This window comes from Nakamurella sp. GG22 (assembly GCF_052976845.2).
Map to the genome: position 1 here is coordinate 96,139 of NZ_JBRIIO020000002.1, position 14,958 is coordinate 111,096.

At 68.9% G+C, this 14,958-nt stretch carries 14 protein-coding genes; 3 read left to right on the forward strand and 11 right to left on the reverse strand.

Annotation, left to right across the window (positions count from 1 at the left end):
- Nucleotides 1-3: 3 nt before the first annotated feature.
- On the reverse strand, nucleotides 4-648 hold the full coding sequence (locus ACVBEQ_RS02775; RefSeq protein WP_447151901.1) for an amino acid ABC transporter permease: 645 nt from the start codon (nucleotides 646-648) through the stop codon (nucleotides 4-6).
- Nucleotides 649-696: 48 nt separating this feature from the next.
- Complete coding sequence (locus ACVBEQ_RS02780) at nucleotides 697-1,806, reverse strand: glutamate ABC transporter substrate-binding protein (RefSeq protein WP_447151902.1); 1,110 nt, start codon at nucleotides 1,804-1,806, stop codon at nucleotides 697-699.
- Between the two features lie 152 nt (nucleotides 1,807-1,958).
- On the opposite strand from ACVBEQ_RS02780, the gene ACVBEQ_RS02785 reads away from it, so the two are divergent.
- Complete coding sequence (locus ACVBEQ_RS02785) at nucleotides 1,959-2,189, forward strand: hypothetical protein (protein WP_447151903.1); 231 nt, start codon at nucleotides 1,959-1,961, stop codon at nucleotides 2,187-2,189.
- Between the two features lie 82 nt (nucleotides 2,190-2,271).
- Nucleotides 2,272-3,483, forward strand: a complete 1,212-nt coding sequence (locus ACVBEQ_RS02790) for a YihY/virulence factor BrkB family protein (RefSeq protein WP_447151904.1) — start codon at nucleotides 2,272-2,274, stop codon at nucleotides 3,481-3,483.
- On the opposite strand, the gene ACVBEQ_RS02795 is transcribed toward ACVBEQ_RS02790, so the two are convergent.
- From ACVBEQ_RS02795 to ACVBEQ_RS02830, 8 genes are all read right to left on the reverse strand, one after another.
- Nucleotides 3,452-3,877, reverse strand: a complete 426-nt coding sequence (locus ACVBEQ_RS02795; RefSeq protein ID WP_447151905.1) for a rhodanese-like domain-containing protein — start codon at nucleotides 3,875-3,877, stop codon at nucleotides 3,452-3,454. The genes ACVBEQ_RS02790 and ACVBEQ_RS02795 overlap by 32 nt on opposite strands.
- A gap of 84 nt (nucleotides 3,878-3,961) precedes the next feature.
- On the reverse strand, nucleotides 3,962-4,534 hold the full coding sequence (locus ACVBEQ_RS02800) for a precorrin-2 dehydrogenase/sirohydrochlorin ferrochelatase family protein (protein ID WP_447151906.1): 573 nt from the start codon (nucleotides 4,532-4,534) through the stop codon (nucleotides 3,962-3,964).
- Nucleotides 4,535-4,541: 7 nt separating this feature from the next.
- A complete protein-coding gene (locus ACVBEQ_RS02805; RefSeq protein ID WP_447151907.1) occupies nucleotides 4,542-5,951 on the reverse strand; it encodes a nitrate/nitrite transporter in 1,410 nt (469 codons plus the stop codon).
- Nucleotides 5,952-5,996: 45 nt separating this feature from the next.
- Nucleotides 5,997-6,338 carry a Rieske (2Fe-2S) protein gene (locus ACVBEQ_RS02810; RefSeq protein WP_447151908.1) on the reverse strand — a complete coding sequence of 114 codons (342 nt, stop codon included), beginning with the start codon at nucleotides 6,336-6,338 and terminating at the stop codon, nucleotides 5,997-5,999.
- Complete coding sequence (gene nirB, locus ACVBEQ_RS02815) at nucleotides 6,335-8,845, reverse strand: nitrite reductase large subunit NirB (protein WP_447152166.1); 2,511 nt, start codon at nucleotides 8,843-8,845, stop codon at nucleotides 6,335-6,337. Before nirB ends, ACVBEQ_RS02810 begins: the two co-directional genes overlap by 4 nt.
- Before the next feature lie 50 nt (nucleotides 8,846-8,895).
- On the reverse strand, nucleotides 8,896-11,439 hold the full coding sequence (locus tag ACVBEQ_RS02820) for a molybdopterin oxidoreductase family protein (protein WP_447152167.1): 2,544 nt from the start codon (nucleotides 11,437-11,439) through the stop codon (nucleotides 8,896-8,898).
- A 215-nt stretch (nucleotides 11,440-11,654) separates the two neighbouring features.
- Nucleotides 11,655-12,131, reverse strand: a complete 477-nt coding sequence (locus ACVBEQ_RS02825; RefSeq protein WP_447151909.1) for a hypothetical protein — start codon at nucleotides 12,129-12,131, stop codon at nucleotides 11,655-11,657.
- Nucleotides 12,132-12,217: 86 nt separating this feature from the next.
- Nucleotides 12,218-13,408 (reverse strand): zinc-dependent alcohol dehydrogenase, encoded by a 1,191-nt coding sequence (locus ACVBEQ_RS02830; protein ID WP_447151910.1) that lies wholly within the window; start codon nucleotides 13,406-13,408, stop codon nucleotides 12,218-12,220.
- Between the two features lie 192 nt (nucleotides 13,409-13,600).
- Between ACVBEQ_RS02830 and ACVBEQ_RS02835 the strand changes: the two genes are divergently transcribed.
- On the forward strand, nucleotides 13,601-14,575 hold the full coding sequence (locus ACVBEQ_RS02835) for an SDR family NAD(P)-dependent oxidoreductase (RefSeq protein ID WP_447151911.1): 975 nt from the start codon (nucleotides 13,601-13,603) through the stop codon (nucleotides 14,573-14,575).
- A gap of 3 nt (nucleotides 14,576-14,578) precedes the next feature.
- On the opposite strand, the gene ACVBEQ_RS02840 is transcribed toward ACVBEQ_RS02835, so the two are convergent.
- The gene (locus ACVBEQ_RS02840; protein WP_447151912.1) at nucleotides 14,579-14,956 is read right to left on the reverse strand and encodes a DUF952 domain-containing protein; all 378 of its coding nucleotides are present in this window, start codon (nucleotides 14,954-14,956) and stop codon (nucleotides 14,579-14,581) included.
- Nucleotides 14,957-14,958: the final 2 nt, after the last annotated feature.

A 14,958-nucleotide genomic window follows, 5' to 3' on the forward strand; every position in this document is an offset into this window, starting at 1 on the left:
CCCTCACCGCTGCACCGTGACGCGGCGCTCGATCCAGCCGCCGGCTGCTCCCGACAGCAGCGCGATCACGACGTAGACAGCGGCGATCGAGGCGAACACCGCGAAGCCGCCCGCGTACCGGTTGTTCAATCCCTGGCCGATGGCGGTGACGTCCTGGATGCCGATCACCGACGCCAGTGAAGAGCCGATCAGCGTGCCGATCCAGACGTTGACCAGCGGCTGGACCATCGAGCGCACCGCCTGCGGGAGGATGACGTAGCGCAGCGACTGGGTGAAGGTGAGGCCGATCGACCTGGCTGCCTCGGCCTGACCGACCTGCACGGTGTTGATACCCGTCCGGATCGACTCGCAGACGAAGGCGCCCGCGAACATGGCCATCGCGACGACCGCGCTGTTGTAGAGGCTGAACAGGATCCCGATGTCCGGCAGGCCGAACACCACCAGGAACAGCAGGCAGAGCAGCGGAATGTTCCGGAAGAACTCCACGTAGACCAGCCCGACCGCCCGCAGCGGGGCGATCGGGCTGATCCGCATGACGGCCACCAGGACGCCGATCACCATCGCCCCGACGAAGCTGAGCACCGCGATGGACAGCGTGATCCGCAGGCCGTCGAGCAACGGTGCCAGGTTGGACAGCACGATCGTCACGGGCGTCTACTCCCTCGGTTCTGCCGGACCACCCGGCCGGCGGGCGGATCAGGATCCGGGCACGGACCCGATCGCCGGCGGCGCCGGTGCATCGCCCTCGACCACGGTGCCGATGGTGGCCTTCCACAGCGCGGCCCACGAACCGTCGTCCTGGATGGTCTTCAGCCAGGCGTCGACGAACTCTTTCGCGGACGGATCGTCCTTGGTGACTCCGATGCCGTAGGGATCCACGGTGAACGGCTCCCCCACCACCTTGACGTCCGGATTGCTGATGGCGTCGCTGATCAGGATCGACTGGTCGATGACATACGCATCCGCCCGGCCCTGGGTCAGTGCCGCGACGCATTCGGCGTCGTTGGTGTACGGCTGCAGCTTCGCGGTCGGCACCTTGTCCTGCAAAGCCGTCAGGGAGGTCGAATTGGTCTGCGTAGTGACGTTGCGGCCGGCCAGGTCCTCCACGCCGGTGATGTCGGTGTTGTCGGCGCGAACCATGATCGCGGCGCCCGAGATCAGGTACGGACCGGCGAACGCGACCTTCTCGGCCCTCTCCGGAGTGATCGAGTACGTCGCGAAAACCCCGTCCACCGACCCGTTCTGGATCAGCGTCTCCCGGGTGTCGACCGTCGTCACGGTCAGTTCCGTTGTGGGCTCGCCGAGGATGTACTGGGCGAGCATCTGGGACAGCCCGGCGTCGAACCCGACCACCTTCCCGGTCTCCAGGTCCAGCAGCGAGAACAGTGCGCCCGTCTCAGTTCCGCCAGTGCGCAGCACTCCACGGTCCTTGATCGCCTTCGCCCACGGGCTTGCCTCGATGGTGGCGTCATCGGCCTTCGGCGCGTTCGCGATCACGCCGTCGTAGGTGGCCACATCGATCTCTCCGGAGCCGCTGCCGGTGATCTGGGCGACGGAGGCGGAGCCGCCGGCCGATCCGGTCGCGGAGCCCCCGGCCGAGCCACCGGCACTGCCCGAACCCGCACCGCCGGACCCGGTGGCGCCGCTGGTACCGGCCGATGTCACCGCCGCGGCGCTGCTCGCCGGGCCGCTGGTGCCGGTCGCGGACGTCGCCGCCGGTTCGCTGCCGGACGAGCACGAGGCGACCAGGAAGGCGGCCAGCACGGCGGCGGCGCCGGCACGCAGCCGGCGGGTCGATGGCGGCATAGTTTCCTCCGATAAGTTTCCGTCGTGCCGGTGACAGCCGGACGGGAGGTCGATGGGGCGAGAATGGGGCGGGACGGGCGTCGGGCCGCACAAGAGATACCCGCCATTAGCGGCGGCAAACACCGGCTGCGGCACCCGGGAAAGGTGAATCGATGCGAACTGCGACGATTGTGGTGGTCTTCGTCAGCCTCGCCGTGATTCTCGTCCTGATCGGGATCATGCTGGTGCACTGGCGACGCTTCCGGGCCGAGACCGATCGATACCGCGCCTGGCAGGCCGTCTACGGGCAGCGCGGCGCAAAGGTCGCGCTGACGGCGGGATTCGTCGCGCTCGCCGTCCTCGTGGGGGCGCTGCTGGCCTTCCAGGACCAGCCGATCCCCTGAACTGTTCGAACGAATAGCCCGGGCCCCGACGGGTACTGCACTGGCAGCCGTACTCGAAGACCCGGGTGGAAGGCGGACCGGAGTGACCCATCTACAACAGTCCCCGGCGGAGCCGACCAAACCGGCCGGCGCATCGGAACCGAGCGAACCGGCTGGTGCGGAACGGGCGCCCGGCCGGGTGATCGCCGGGTCGTCGCCGGCCGTGACCGACTGGGTGCCATGGCATTTCGCCGGCCGCGGCCCGGTGCCGACGGCCACCGGCCGGGTCCGGAAGCGGTGGCGCAAGGTCGCTGCCCGGACGTTGAGCAAGGCCTGGGGCGATTCGCTGTTCGGCATGAGTTCACAGGCCGCGTTCTGGTGTGCGCTGTCCACCGCACCGCTGCTGCTGGCGCTGCTCGGGCTGGTCGGCTACGTGGCGAACTGGATCGGCCCGGAGACGATGGGCGAGATCCGGGAGCAGACCACCGTCTTCCTGCACACCGTCTTCAACGAGGAGGTTGCCGACAATCTGGTCGGCAACACGGTCGACGTCATCCTGAACAACGGCCAGGCGGACGTGGTCTCGATCGGCCTCATCATCAGCCTGTGGGCCGGATCCTCGGCGATGTCCGCCTTCATCGAGTCGATCACCATTGCGTACTGCCAGCACGAGGTTCGCCACCCGGTCATCGAGCGTTTCTTCGCGCTCGGCCTGTACGTCGGTGCGCTGACGGCAGGAATCCTGATTGTTCCGTTGCTGGCGATCGGGCCCGATTACCTGCCCGGAATGTTTCCCGTCTCGCTCCGGCCGACGGTGAGCACCATCATCGGGTGGGTTTATTACCCCGGCCTTGCCATCGGCATGATCGTGCTGCTGACGACCCTGTACAAGGTCGCACCGAAACGCCGGCACACCTGGAAACGGGGGCTGCCGGGCGCGGTCCTGGCCGCGGCGGTCTTCTTCGTCGCGAGTGCGGCCCTGCGGCTGTATCTGTCGTACGTCTACAGCCACGGCCTGACGTACGGGGCACTGGCGACGCCGATCACGTTCCTGCTGTTCTATTACTTCGCGTCGATGGCGATCATCATCGGCGCGCAGTTCAACAATGCGCTGCTCGAGTTCTACCCGCCGCGGCTACCCCGCCGGCTGCGGCGCCGCTACCAGGCCCGCAGGCCCGTTGGCCAGGATTCGGACCAGCCGGGCATGTTCAGCGGAGCACCCGACGCAGGGGATCATCAGCAAGCGGACGATCAGGAAAACGGCGCTGCGACAGGTGACGTCGTCACAACCGGACGTCCGCCGGCCCATCCGTGACCGGCAGTCCGGCGGCCAGCCAGCCCTCCACGCCGTCGATCATGTCGGTGGCCCGCCAGAGGCCGAGCGACCGCAGGCTGGCCGCCGCGAGCGAGGAACTGTACCCCTGCCGGCAGACGACGATGATCTCCATGTCGTGACCCGTTACCTCGGGGATCCGGTCGGGGCTCGCCGGGTCGAGTCGCCATTCCAGCACGGTCCGATCGATGACCAGGCCGAACGGCAGGGTGCCCTGACGGCGCCGCTGAAGGTCGGTGCGGGTGTCGATGACCAGCGCGCCCCTCGCGACGGCCGCCGAGACGTCCGTCGGCGCGACCCTACGCAGGCCCGACCTGGCCTTCTCCAGGATGGTGTCGACGCCGTCGGAGTCCGCCGCGCGGCCCGTGTCGTCCATTCCCGCACTGTCCATCCCAGCAGTGTTCCGCACGCACCGGCCGGCCAAACCCGCACCGCCCGATCAGCGCACGGCAGCGTGAGATCACCGATCGGGTAGCGATTCCCGGGGCGGGCCCGACCGATACCGGCGCAGCGGCAGCGACCCGGAGTCGATCGCCTCCCCGATCGCGTTGCGCACGGCGACCACCCGCCGCGGATCGGCCGCCGCGGGACCGGCGGAGCTTGCAGCGCTCGTGCCGACGCTGACGACCAGATCGCCCCGGCGGAGCACGGCCGGTGACCGGGCGCTCCCGGCCGCCGCGTTGTCCGAGCGGACGCAGAACGAGCGCTGCGCGTCGGCGTCGCGCTCGACGGCGCCGTCGGTCGCCGGGTCACCGGTGGCTGCGAAGACGAGCCATGCGCCCTCCAGGTCACCGGCCCGGTAGCACCGGCGACGCCAGCTGACCGCTCCCGCCCGATGCCGGTCGACGAGTTCCGGGCACGCCTGCGGGGCGACGAGCAGGACCGTCGCGCCGGCCTCGAGGCACCCCGAGACCTTCCGCGCGGCAACCGCTCCCGCCCCGACAACGACGACCCGCCGACCGGCCAGACTCAGGTGCAGCGGCAGGGTGGCCGCCGGGCTCTGTACCGGCAGGGCCATCGGGTGTGGCGTCATCGGGTGATCAGACGCCTTCCAGTTTCTTGGGAGACTCCCGGATGTAGACGAACCAGGTGACCGCGAAGCAGATCGCGTAGAAGACGATGAAGGCGATGTACGCCGCGTCGGCCGTCTTGTAGGTCAGGAAGGACTGGCGGAAGGCCAGGTTCACCAGCACTCCGCCGAAAGCGCCGATGGCGCCGGCGATACCGATCAGGGCTCCGGCGTGACGCTGCGAGCGGGCGATCGAGACGGCGGGGTCGGCGCCGTTGATGATCTCGGTGCCGGACTTGGACCGGAAGATGGCCGGGATCATCTTGTAGACCGATCCGTTGCCGATGCCGCTGAAGGCGAAGAGCATCACGAAGCCCACCAGGTACAGCGGGAGTGACTGCATCAGGGAGGCGGCGAGGACCACCGCGGCGCCCAACGCCATGGCGACGAAGTTGACGAAGGACACCCTGGCGCCGCCGAGCTTGTCGGCGAGATGCCCGCCGACGGGCCGGATCAGCGAGCCGATCAACGGCCCGATGAACGTCAGGTAGGCCGCCTTGACCGGCGTCGAGAACGTGTCGGCGAACTGCACCTGCAGCACCTGACCGAAGGCGAAGCTGAACCCGATGAACGAGCCGAACGTGCCGATGTAGAGCAGCGAGATGATCCAGGTGTTGCGGTCCCGGCTCACGTCACGCATGGCACGCTTGCTGTTCTTCATCTCCGTGAGGTTGTTCATCTTCAGCGCCGCACCGACGGCCGCCGCGAGGATGAGCGGGATGTAGATGACGACGAGCAACCGGGGCTCGCCAGCCCCGACCGTCGCGAGGATCAGCAGCCCGACCAGCTGCACGACCGGTACCCCGAGATTGCCGCCGCCGGCGTTGATCCCGAGCGCCCAGCCCTTGAGTCGCTGCGGGTAGTAGGCGTTGATGTTGGTCATCGACGAGGCGAAGTTGCCGCCGCCCACACCGGCAGTGGTGGCCATCAGCAGCAGCGCTGTGTAGGAGATCCCCGGCTCGAGGAAGATGCCGATCAGCGTGGTCGGGATCAGCAGCAGCAACGCACTGACGATCGTCCAGTTCCGCCCGCCGAAGGTGGCGACCGCGAACGTGTAGGGCAGCCGCAACAGGGCCCCGGCCAGGGTGGGCAGCGCCGTCAGCAGGAACTTGCCGGCCGGGTCGATGCCCCATTCCGGCCCCATGAACAGCACGATGACCGACCACAGGCTCCAGACGGAGAAGCCGATGTGTTCGGAGAGCACGGAGAACAGCAGGTTGCGCTTGGCGATCGGCGCACCCCTGTCGCGCCAGAACTCCGGGTCCTCGGGGCGCCAGTCTTCGATCCAGTACTTGCCGTGGTGCCCTTCCGGAATGGATGGGTCGGTGGGCGTGGTCGCCAGCTCGGTCTGAACCGGCGTCATCTCGGAGGGTGTGCTCATCGTTGTCCTTCTGTCGCGGGGAAGCGCCGCCGGCCTCGGAGAAGATCAGTGCGGCTGCAGCAGGATTTGCCCGTCGCTGTCGACATCGACATGCCAGGTCTGCAAAGGGTTCTGCCCGGTGGTGGAGCATCCGGTGGAGAGTTCGAACGCGTTCAGGTGCAGCGGGCACAGGACGATGGACCCGTCGATCTGGCCGTCAGCGATCGGCCCGCCGCGGTGCGGGCAGACGGCGGACACGGCGTGCACGGCGCCGCTGCGCAGCCGGAAAACGGCGATCTGCTGGCCGTCGACGCCGAAGGCACGGCCCTCCCCGATCGGGATCTGCTCGACGGGGCCCAATCGGTGTGCCGCTCCGTCGACGGTGACAGGACCGCTGGGGGCGGTCATCGGACCGGCACCTGGGGCAGCACTTCCAGCGGCAACGAGGTACGGAATTGACCCGCGGTGGCCGGCGCGGCGCCCTCCTGCCACGGATCGGTGTAGTCGTCGATGGAGGCCTGCATCCGGGCGTCGAGATCGGCCGCGATCCCGAGGCTGTCCTCGACGACGATCTCCCGCAGCAGCTCGATCCCGATCCGCGGCACGAAGGCGTACGTCCGCTCGAGCCACTTGGCATTCTCCCGGTAGTACTGCATGAAGCGCCCGGTGAGCGTCTTGACGATCTCCGGGTCGTCGACGGTGGTCAGCAGGTCACCCTTGCGGATGTGCGCGCCGGCCGCGCCGCCGACGTAGATCTCCCAGCGGCCGCCGTCGATCGCCACCACACCGACGTCCTTGCAGAGCGACTCGGCGCAGTTCCGGGGGCAGCCGGACACCGCGAGCTTCAGTTTCGCGGGCGATTCCAGGCCCTGGAAACGACTTTCGATCTCGATGCCCAGCTTGGTGGAATCCCCGACGCCGAACCGGCAGAACTCCTTGCCGACGCAGGTCTTCACCGTGCGGAAGCTCTTGCCGTAGGCATAGCCGGACGGCATCCCGAGGTCGGCCCAGACGCTGGGCAGGTCCTCCTTCTTGATGCCGAGCAGATCGATCCGCTGACCACCGGTCAGCTTCACCATCGGCACCTTCCACTTCTCGGCGACGTCGGCGATCCTGCGCAGTTGCGCCGGTGTCGTCACGCCGCCCTTCATCTGCGGGACCACCGAGAAGGTGCCGTCCTTCTGGATGTTGGCGTGCACCCGGTCGTTGATGAACCGGGCGTCCTTTTCGTCGATGTACTCGTCGGCCCACATCATCTTCAGCAGCGAGGCCAGACCCATCTTGGATTTGGCGTCTTCCGCGCCCGCCGGGGCGAGTTCGGCGAACACCGAGGACACCGACTTCAAGCCCTTGTCCCGGATGACGGCCATCAGTTCGGGCTTGTCCATCGGGATGCCCGGCACGTACCAATTGGCGCTGGGGTCGACCTCGACCTTGTCACCCGCCGCCCATTCGACGATCTGGCACACCAGGGTCTTGCACGAGCCGCAGCCCTTGCCCGCCCTGGTCTTGTCCATCACGCCGGTCACCGACGTCGCACCGCTCTCCACACAGGCCACCAGTGCGCCCTTGGAGATGCCGTTGCAGTTGCAGACCTGCGCGTCGTCGGCCAGTTCGGCGGCGCCCACCTCCGCCGCGGGTGCGCCGAGGTTGAACAGCATCTCCAGCCGTTCCTCGGGCAGCGGCAGCCCCTGGTCGAACGCCTGCATCAGGAACGCGACCTTGGACGTGTCGCCGAGCATCGTTGCGCCGATGAGCTTTTCGTCCCTGATCACCAGCGACTTGTAGACCCCGCGACGGGGCTCGGAGAACACTATGTGCTCGTCGGTGTCCCGCTCGGGTCCCTGCACGCCCATCGAGGCGACGTCGACGCCGGCCACCTTGAGCTTGGTGGCGGTCCGCGAACCGTGGTACGCGGCGGCCGGATCGGAGCCGGTGACATGGTCGGCCAGCACCACCGCCTGCTCCCACAGCGGTGCCACCAGGCCGTAGACCTCACCGCGGTGCTGCACGCACTCGCCGACCGCGTAGACGTCCGGGTCGTCGACGGTGCGCATCTGGTCGTCGACGATGATCGCCCGCTCGACGGTGAAACCGCTGGTGACCGCCAGGTCGATGTTCGGCCGGATCCCGGCAGCGACGACCACCATGTCGCACTCGAGCAAGGGATGGTCCAGCAGGTAGACCCCACGGACCTTGTCCTCCCCCATGATCGCGGTCGTCCGGGCCTTGGTGTGCACCTCGATGCCGAGCGCCTCGACGCTCTTGCGCAGGATGTCGCCGCCGGCCGGGCCGATCTGCGCGTTCATCAGGTGCGGTCCGGCGTGCACCACGTCGACCTGCAACCCGTAGGCCTGCAGCCCGCGGGCGGCCTCGAGCCCGAGCAGCCCACCGCCGATGACGACCGCGCGGCGGTGGTCGTCGTGCTGGGCGTAGGCGATCATCCCGCGGGTGTCGTCGATGGTCCGGAAGGCGAACACCCCGGGCAGCAGTTGGTCGTCGTCGGTGCGCAGTCCCTCGATGGCCGGCATGAAGGACCGGCTACCGGTGGCGATGATCAGCGTGTCGTAAGGGGTGACCTGGCCATCGTCTGAAAAGACGACCTTGGAGAACCGGTCGATGCGGGTTGCCCGGACCCCGGCGTGCAGGGTGATGTCGTTCTCGACGTACCACGGCAGGCTGTTGAGGAAGATCTCCGCGTCGGTCTCCTCGCCGGAGAGCACGTGCGAGAGCATGATCCGGTTGTAGTTGCCGTACGGCTCGTCGCCGAACATGGTGATGGTGAACTGCTCGGCGCCGCCGCGGGCCAGGATCTCCTCGACCGTCCTGGCGCCGGCCATACCGTTGCCGATCACCACCAGGTGGCGGCGGGTGTCTGCCTCGTCCATGTGCAGGGACTCCTCGAATTCGGCCATCGGGTCGTCGTTCAACTCCCCGTCTGCGGTATCCCGGTTGAGGACCGTCATCAGACCTCCACGAGGCCGACGTCGACGATCACGGAACCGGTGAGGCCGTCCGGCGCCGCGAGGTGCAGCTCGACAACCGTTCCGCCCTCGAGGTCCTCGACGACCCGGAGCGGGACGTGCACGTCGGACTTGGCGCCGATCGGGAAGTAGCGCATCGGGACGCCGTCGCGCATCAGCACCAGCGCGATGAGCTCGTCCGCGGTGTTGCCGCCGCGGAAGTACAGCGCCTGCGCGACGGAACCGTCCGGCACGACATAGCTCAGCGCGGGATCCAGCGGCGCGGCCTTGTCGATACCGGTTCCGGTGAATTGGTAGATCCCCTGCAGGAATCGATTCTTGGTGTGCATGCGGACGTCCTTCGGGCTCGTCGGGCGGGAAATGGACAGGCGGCGGGTCGGGAGGCGGGTCGGCCGGGGGGTCGGGATCGCTGGTCGGCCGGCCCGCGAGGCTGCGGTCGCCGTGGAGAAGGGCTGCACCGAAGGCTGCCTGGGCAGCAGCGCCAGCAGGTCGGTCTCGTCGGGACCGCCGACCCGGGTCAGGCTCACCGCGCAGGACTTGAACTCCGGCATCTTCGACAGCGGGTCCAGGGTCGGGTCGGTGAGCGAATTGGCGTTGGATGCACCACCCCAGTGGAACGGCACGAACAGCACGCCCGGCCTGATCGCATCGGAGAGTTGCACTCGGAAAACCGCTGCGCCCCTTCGGCTCCTGAGCTCGACGATGTCGCTGGCCTCGAGGTGGAGCCGCCGCGCGAGGTCGGGGTGAATCTGCACGTGCGGGTCCGGGACCATGGTCGGATTGAGCCGGCGGGTCTGGGCGCCGCTCTGATACTGGGTCAGCAACCGGCCGGTGGTCAGCACGTACGGGTACCCGGAATCGGGCCTCTCGCCGGGCGGCTGGAAGGCCACCGGCAGGAAACGCGCGCGGCCGTCGGGCGTCGCGAACTGCTCGCCGAACAACCGCGGCGTTCCCGGGTGATCGGCGCCGGGGCACGGCCAGAAGACGCCCTTCTCGGCGTCGATCCGCTGGTAGCTGATGCCGGAGTAGTCGGCGATCCCACCGGCACTGGCCCGGCCGAGTTCGGCGAACACCACCGCCGGGTCGTCCGAGAAGTACTGCCCACGCCCGAGTTCGCCCGCCAGCCGGGTCAGCATCTGCAGGTCGTCCAGCACCCCGACGGGTGGCGGCAGGGCCTTGCGGCGGCGGATGACCCGCCCTTCGAGGTTGGTCATCGTGCCGTCCTCCTCGGCCCACTGGGCCGTCGGCAGCACGACATCGGCCAGCGCGGCGGTCTCGGACAGGAAGATGTCGGACACCACCAGCAGGTCGAGCCCGGCCAGCCGGCTGCGGACCCGGTTCGCGTCCGGGGCGGACACCACGATGTTGGACGCGAGGACGAGCAGTGCCCTGACCCCGCCGTCGGTGCCGAGACGGTCGATCATCTCGAATGCCGACTTCCCGGGCCGCGGAAGATCTTCCGGGTCGATTCCCCAGACCGCGGCGACATGCGCACGGGCGGCTGGGTCGTCGAGCCGCCGGTAGCCGGGCAGCTGGTCCGCCTTCTGCCCGTGCTCGCGGCCACCCTGGCCGTTGCCCTGGCCGGTGATGGTGCCGTACCCGGACGCGTGCCTGCCGGGCAGGCCGAGCGCAAGCGCCAGGTTGATGAAGGCCTGCGCGGTGTCCGTGCCGTTGCTGTGCTGCTCGGCACCGCGCGCCGTGAGGATCATCGCCGATGGCGCCGACGCGAGGGCGTGCACGGTCTCCCGGAGGTGAGCGACGGAGATGCCGGTGATCCGCTCGACCCGGTCCGGCCAGTAGGCCCCGACCGCCGCCCGCACCTCGTCGAAACCGGTTGTCCGGCCGGCGATGTAGTCGGTATCGATCAGCCCGTCGCGGATCGCGATGTGCAGCAACCCGTTGGCCAGTGCCAGGTCCGTACCCGGTGCCGGCGAGAGGTGAAGGGAGGCACCGTCTGCCGTGGCGCTGCGCCGTGGGTCGACCACGATGTGCTTCGCGCCGGCCGACCGCCCCTGGTCGAAATATTGCATGGCCGGGGGCATCGTGTCCGCGGGATTGGCCCCCACCAACAGGATCGCAGCCGCGTCGGCGATGTCGGCCAACGGGAACGGCAGCCCGCGGTCCACACCGAAGGCCCGGTTGCCGGCGGTTGCCGCCGACGACATGCAGAACCGGCCGTTGTAGTCGATCGCCGACGTCCGCAGCGCCACCCGGGCGAATTTGCCGAGCGTGTATGCCTTTTCGTTGGTCAGCCCGCCGCCGCCGAACACACCGACACCGTCCCGGCCGTAGCGCTGCTGCACCGCACGGATCCCGTCCGCGACCAGCGCGAGCGCCTCGTCCCACGACGCGGGCCGAAGCGGGCTCGAGCGGTCACCGGGTACGTCACGCACCAACGGGGTCAACAGGCGGTCCCGGTGGTCCAACAGTTCTGCAGCGGTCCAGCCCTTGGAACAGAGCCCACCCCGGTTTGTCGGGAAATCCTCCTGCGGCTGCAGGGTCGCCGGCCTGTCGCCCGCCACCATCAGGATCCCGCACTGCAGCGAGCAGTACGGGCAATGGGTCGCGGTTGGACCGGCGGCGCTCGCGCGTCGGCCGGCTGTGCCGAGGGGAAGGCTCACCCGGCAAGTGTCGGGACCGGATGTTTCAGCAGCTAACCGTCCGTGTTACGTCGGCGATTGCAGATGCGTAATTTCTGTCATTGCGCGGAAACATCGGGAACGAAGTGCGGCAAAACGGGCTAACCGTCGTGGTCGCTGCTCGGATGGTCCTCGGTCGAATGCTCGTCGGTCGAATGCTCGTCGGTCAGGACGGCCGCCAACCCCTCCGCTTGGTCCGCCGCGTCCTGCAGCACCGCAGCCAGGCTGGTGGCCTGCGCGGCGGCATCGGTCAGCAGACCTGCGAGGTGCTCGGCCTCCGCGTCCGGCAGCATGGCCGCCGGGTCCGGGTCGCCGATCAGCAGAGCGGCCGCGTCGGAGTCGTGGACGAGCGGACCGACAACTTCCGCGATGGAGTCCGCGGTCGCCCGCAGTTCCGGGGCTGCGTGTTCCAGCTCCTCGGTGGCGGCATAGAGGGTGTCCGCGATTGCGGGCTCGCCGTCGATGTCCGGTACAGCGCGCTCCCAGTCACCCGGGTCGGCACCGCCGGTCGCGCCGGCCCGCCCGCCACCGTATTCCTCGCCGGCTGCCTGTTCGCCGCTTGCCCGCTCGCCGCTCATTCGACGCCACCCATTCGATGATTGTGGCGCGACACCGTCCCCATGACCACCTGTTCGCGATGGCCACGGGGACGGATCGTTGCCGCTTACGGCTTGAGCACGACCTTGATGCAGCCGTCGGACTTCTCCTGGAACGCCTTGTAGGCCTGCGGAGCCTGGTCCAGCGGCACGGCGTGCGTCGTCAGGTCCAGGACACCCAGCGGATCCGCCGGGTCCTCGACCAGCGGCAGGATGTCGTCGATCCACCTCTTGACGTTGCACTGACCCATCCGGACCTGGATCTGCTTGTCGAACAGGTCCATCATCGGCATCGGGTCGGCGGTGCCGCCGTAGACGCCGCTGATCGAGACGGTGCCGCCCCTGCGGACGATCCCGATGGCGTCGTGCAGCGCCGTCAGCCGGTCGACACCCGCGGTCTCGATCAGCTTCTGGGCGATCGCGTCGGGCAGGATCCCGACGGCGCTCTGTGCGAGCTTCCCGGCGGTGGCACCGGCGGTGCCGTGTGCCTCCATCCCGACAGCGTCGATCACCGAGTTCGGCCCGCGGCCGTCGGTCATCTCCTGCAGCGCCGCAGGCAGGTCCTCGATCCCGGTCGGGTCCAGCGTCTCGATCCCGTGCCGTTCGGCCATTGCCCGGCGCTCCGGCACCGGCTCGATGCCGATCACCCTGCTGCCGAGGTGACGGCCGATCCGGGCCGAGAACTGGCCGACCGGGCCGAGCCCGATCACCGCCAGGGTGTCACCGGCCGGCACATCGGCGTAGGCGACGGCCTGCCATGCGGTGGGCAGGATGTCGGACAGGAACAGGTAGCGCTCGTCCGGCCCGTCCGGGCTGACCTTGATCGGGCCGTAGTGGGCCTGCGGCACCCGCAGGTACTCGGCCTGTCCACCGGGCACCGATCCGTACAACGACGTGTAGCCGAAAAGTGAAGCGCCCTTGCCCTTCTCACGCACCTGGGTGGTCTCGCACTGCGACTGCAGACCTGCCGAGCACATGAAACACGTCCCGCAGGAGATGTTGAACGGGATGACCACCCGGTCGCCGGGAGCGATGTGCGTGACGTCTGCTCCCACCTCCTCGACGATGCCCATCGGTTCGTGACCCAGGATGTCGCCCTTGGCCAGGTACGGGCCGAGCACCTCGTACAGGTGCAGGTCCGACCCGCAGATGGCCGTCGAGGTGATCCGGACGATGGCGTCCGTCGGTTGCGAGATGATCGGGTCGGGAACCTCGGTCACCTGGACGTCCCGCTTGCCCTGCCACGTCAATGCCTTCATGTCGAACTCCTCTTCCGTCGGTGTCGCACCCGTCGAGTACCCGCGGTCCGGAGACGGAAAACGTTTCGGACGCAACCGGATCGGGCAATCGCCTGTTGGGGCCGATACCCGGCAGCGCGCATCCACCGGGTGTGCCGAGCAGGTAAAAAGCCCATAGGCATCCGCGCAGCGGGCACAGCAGAGAGGCAACTCGTGGCACTCGGATCAGCAATGGGCGGCGCCGGCACGCGCCGGCAGGTAGCCCTCGTCACCGGCGCCTCCAGCGGGATCGGCCGGGCCACGGCGATCGCCCTGGCCGGGCAGGGCTGGAACCTCGTCCTGGTCGGCCGCGCCCTGCAGAGTCTGCTCGAGGTCGAGGCGGACTGCCACGAGTTCGGCATCGAAATCCTCGTCACCGCCGCCGATGTCGGCGAGCAGGAGGAGGTGGACCGGGCCTTCCAGGCCGCCGTCGAGCGTTTCGGGCGGGTTGATGCGGTGGTCAACTCGGCGGCCGCCGTCGGCTACGGGCGCTTCGAGGACGTGCCGGCGGAGGTCTTCGACCGGGTGATCGTGACGAACCTGCTGGGCACCGCCAACGTCGCCCGGGCATCGTTGCGCCGGTTCCGCGAGCAGGGCGGTGGGCACTTGATCCTGCTGGGTTCCCTGCTCGGCAAGATCGCCGTGCCGTTCATGAGTCCGTACGTGACGAGCAAGTGGGGCGTGCACGGGCTGGCCCGCATCCTGCAGATCGAGGCGCGGCAGACGCCGGGCATCGACGTCAGCGTGGTCTCCCCCGGCAGCGTCAACACCCCGGCGTACCTGCAGGCCGCCAACTACGCGGGCTGGGAGGGACGACCGCCGCCGCCGATCGACCCGCCGGAGAAGGTCGCCCGGGCGATCGTCCGGACGCTCACCTCACCCCGGCGCGACCGCTCCGTCGGCGTCGCCAACCACGTCGTGGTGCTGGGATTCCGGCTCGTGCCCGCCGTGTTCGACGCACTGGTGACGCCGCTGATGCGGCTGGGCGGGCTCTCCAAGCGGCCGCTCGCCCCGCACAGCGGCAGCGTTCTCGAGCCCCAGCCGGCGGGCGACGCAGCACACGGGCCATGGGCCCGGCTGGGCCGGCGGACCACCGAGCACCCCGCCGATGCGTCCGCGGGTGCTCCGGCAAGTGCGCGCGTCGGCTGAGACCTAGAGCTCCGGAGCCCGCCAGCCGGTGTCGTCACGGTGCAGTTCGATGACGGCGGTGACAGCAGCGACCGGGATCGGTCCGTAGATGTGCGGGAAGAGTTCGTCGCCGCCGGTCAGGTTCTCCGCCACCACCGGCGCCCCCACCAGCTCCGGGTCGATGGTCAGCAGACAGAGCGGTTCCTCGAGGTCGGCGTAGAAGCGCTGCAGCACACCGGGAACCTGCCCTGCGTAGGAGGCGTGCACGAACCCCTCCTCGGCCAGGGTGCGGCCCCGGGACGAGATCGAGTACGTGCCCGACCGCTGCGCCGATTCCCAGTCGCTGACCAGGCTGCAGTGGTAGATCGGCCTACTGGTCGCGGAACTGATCGGCGCGCCCACGG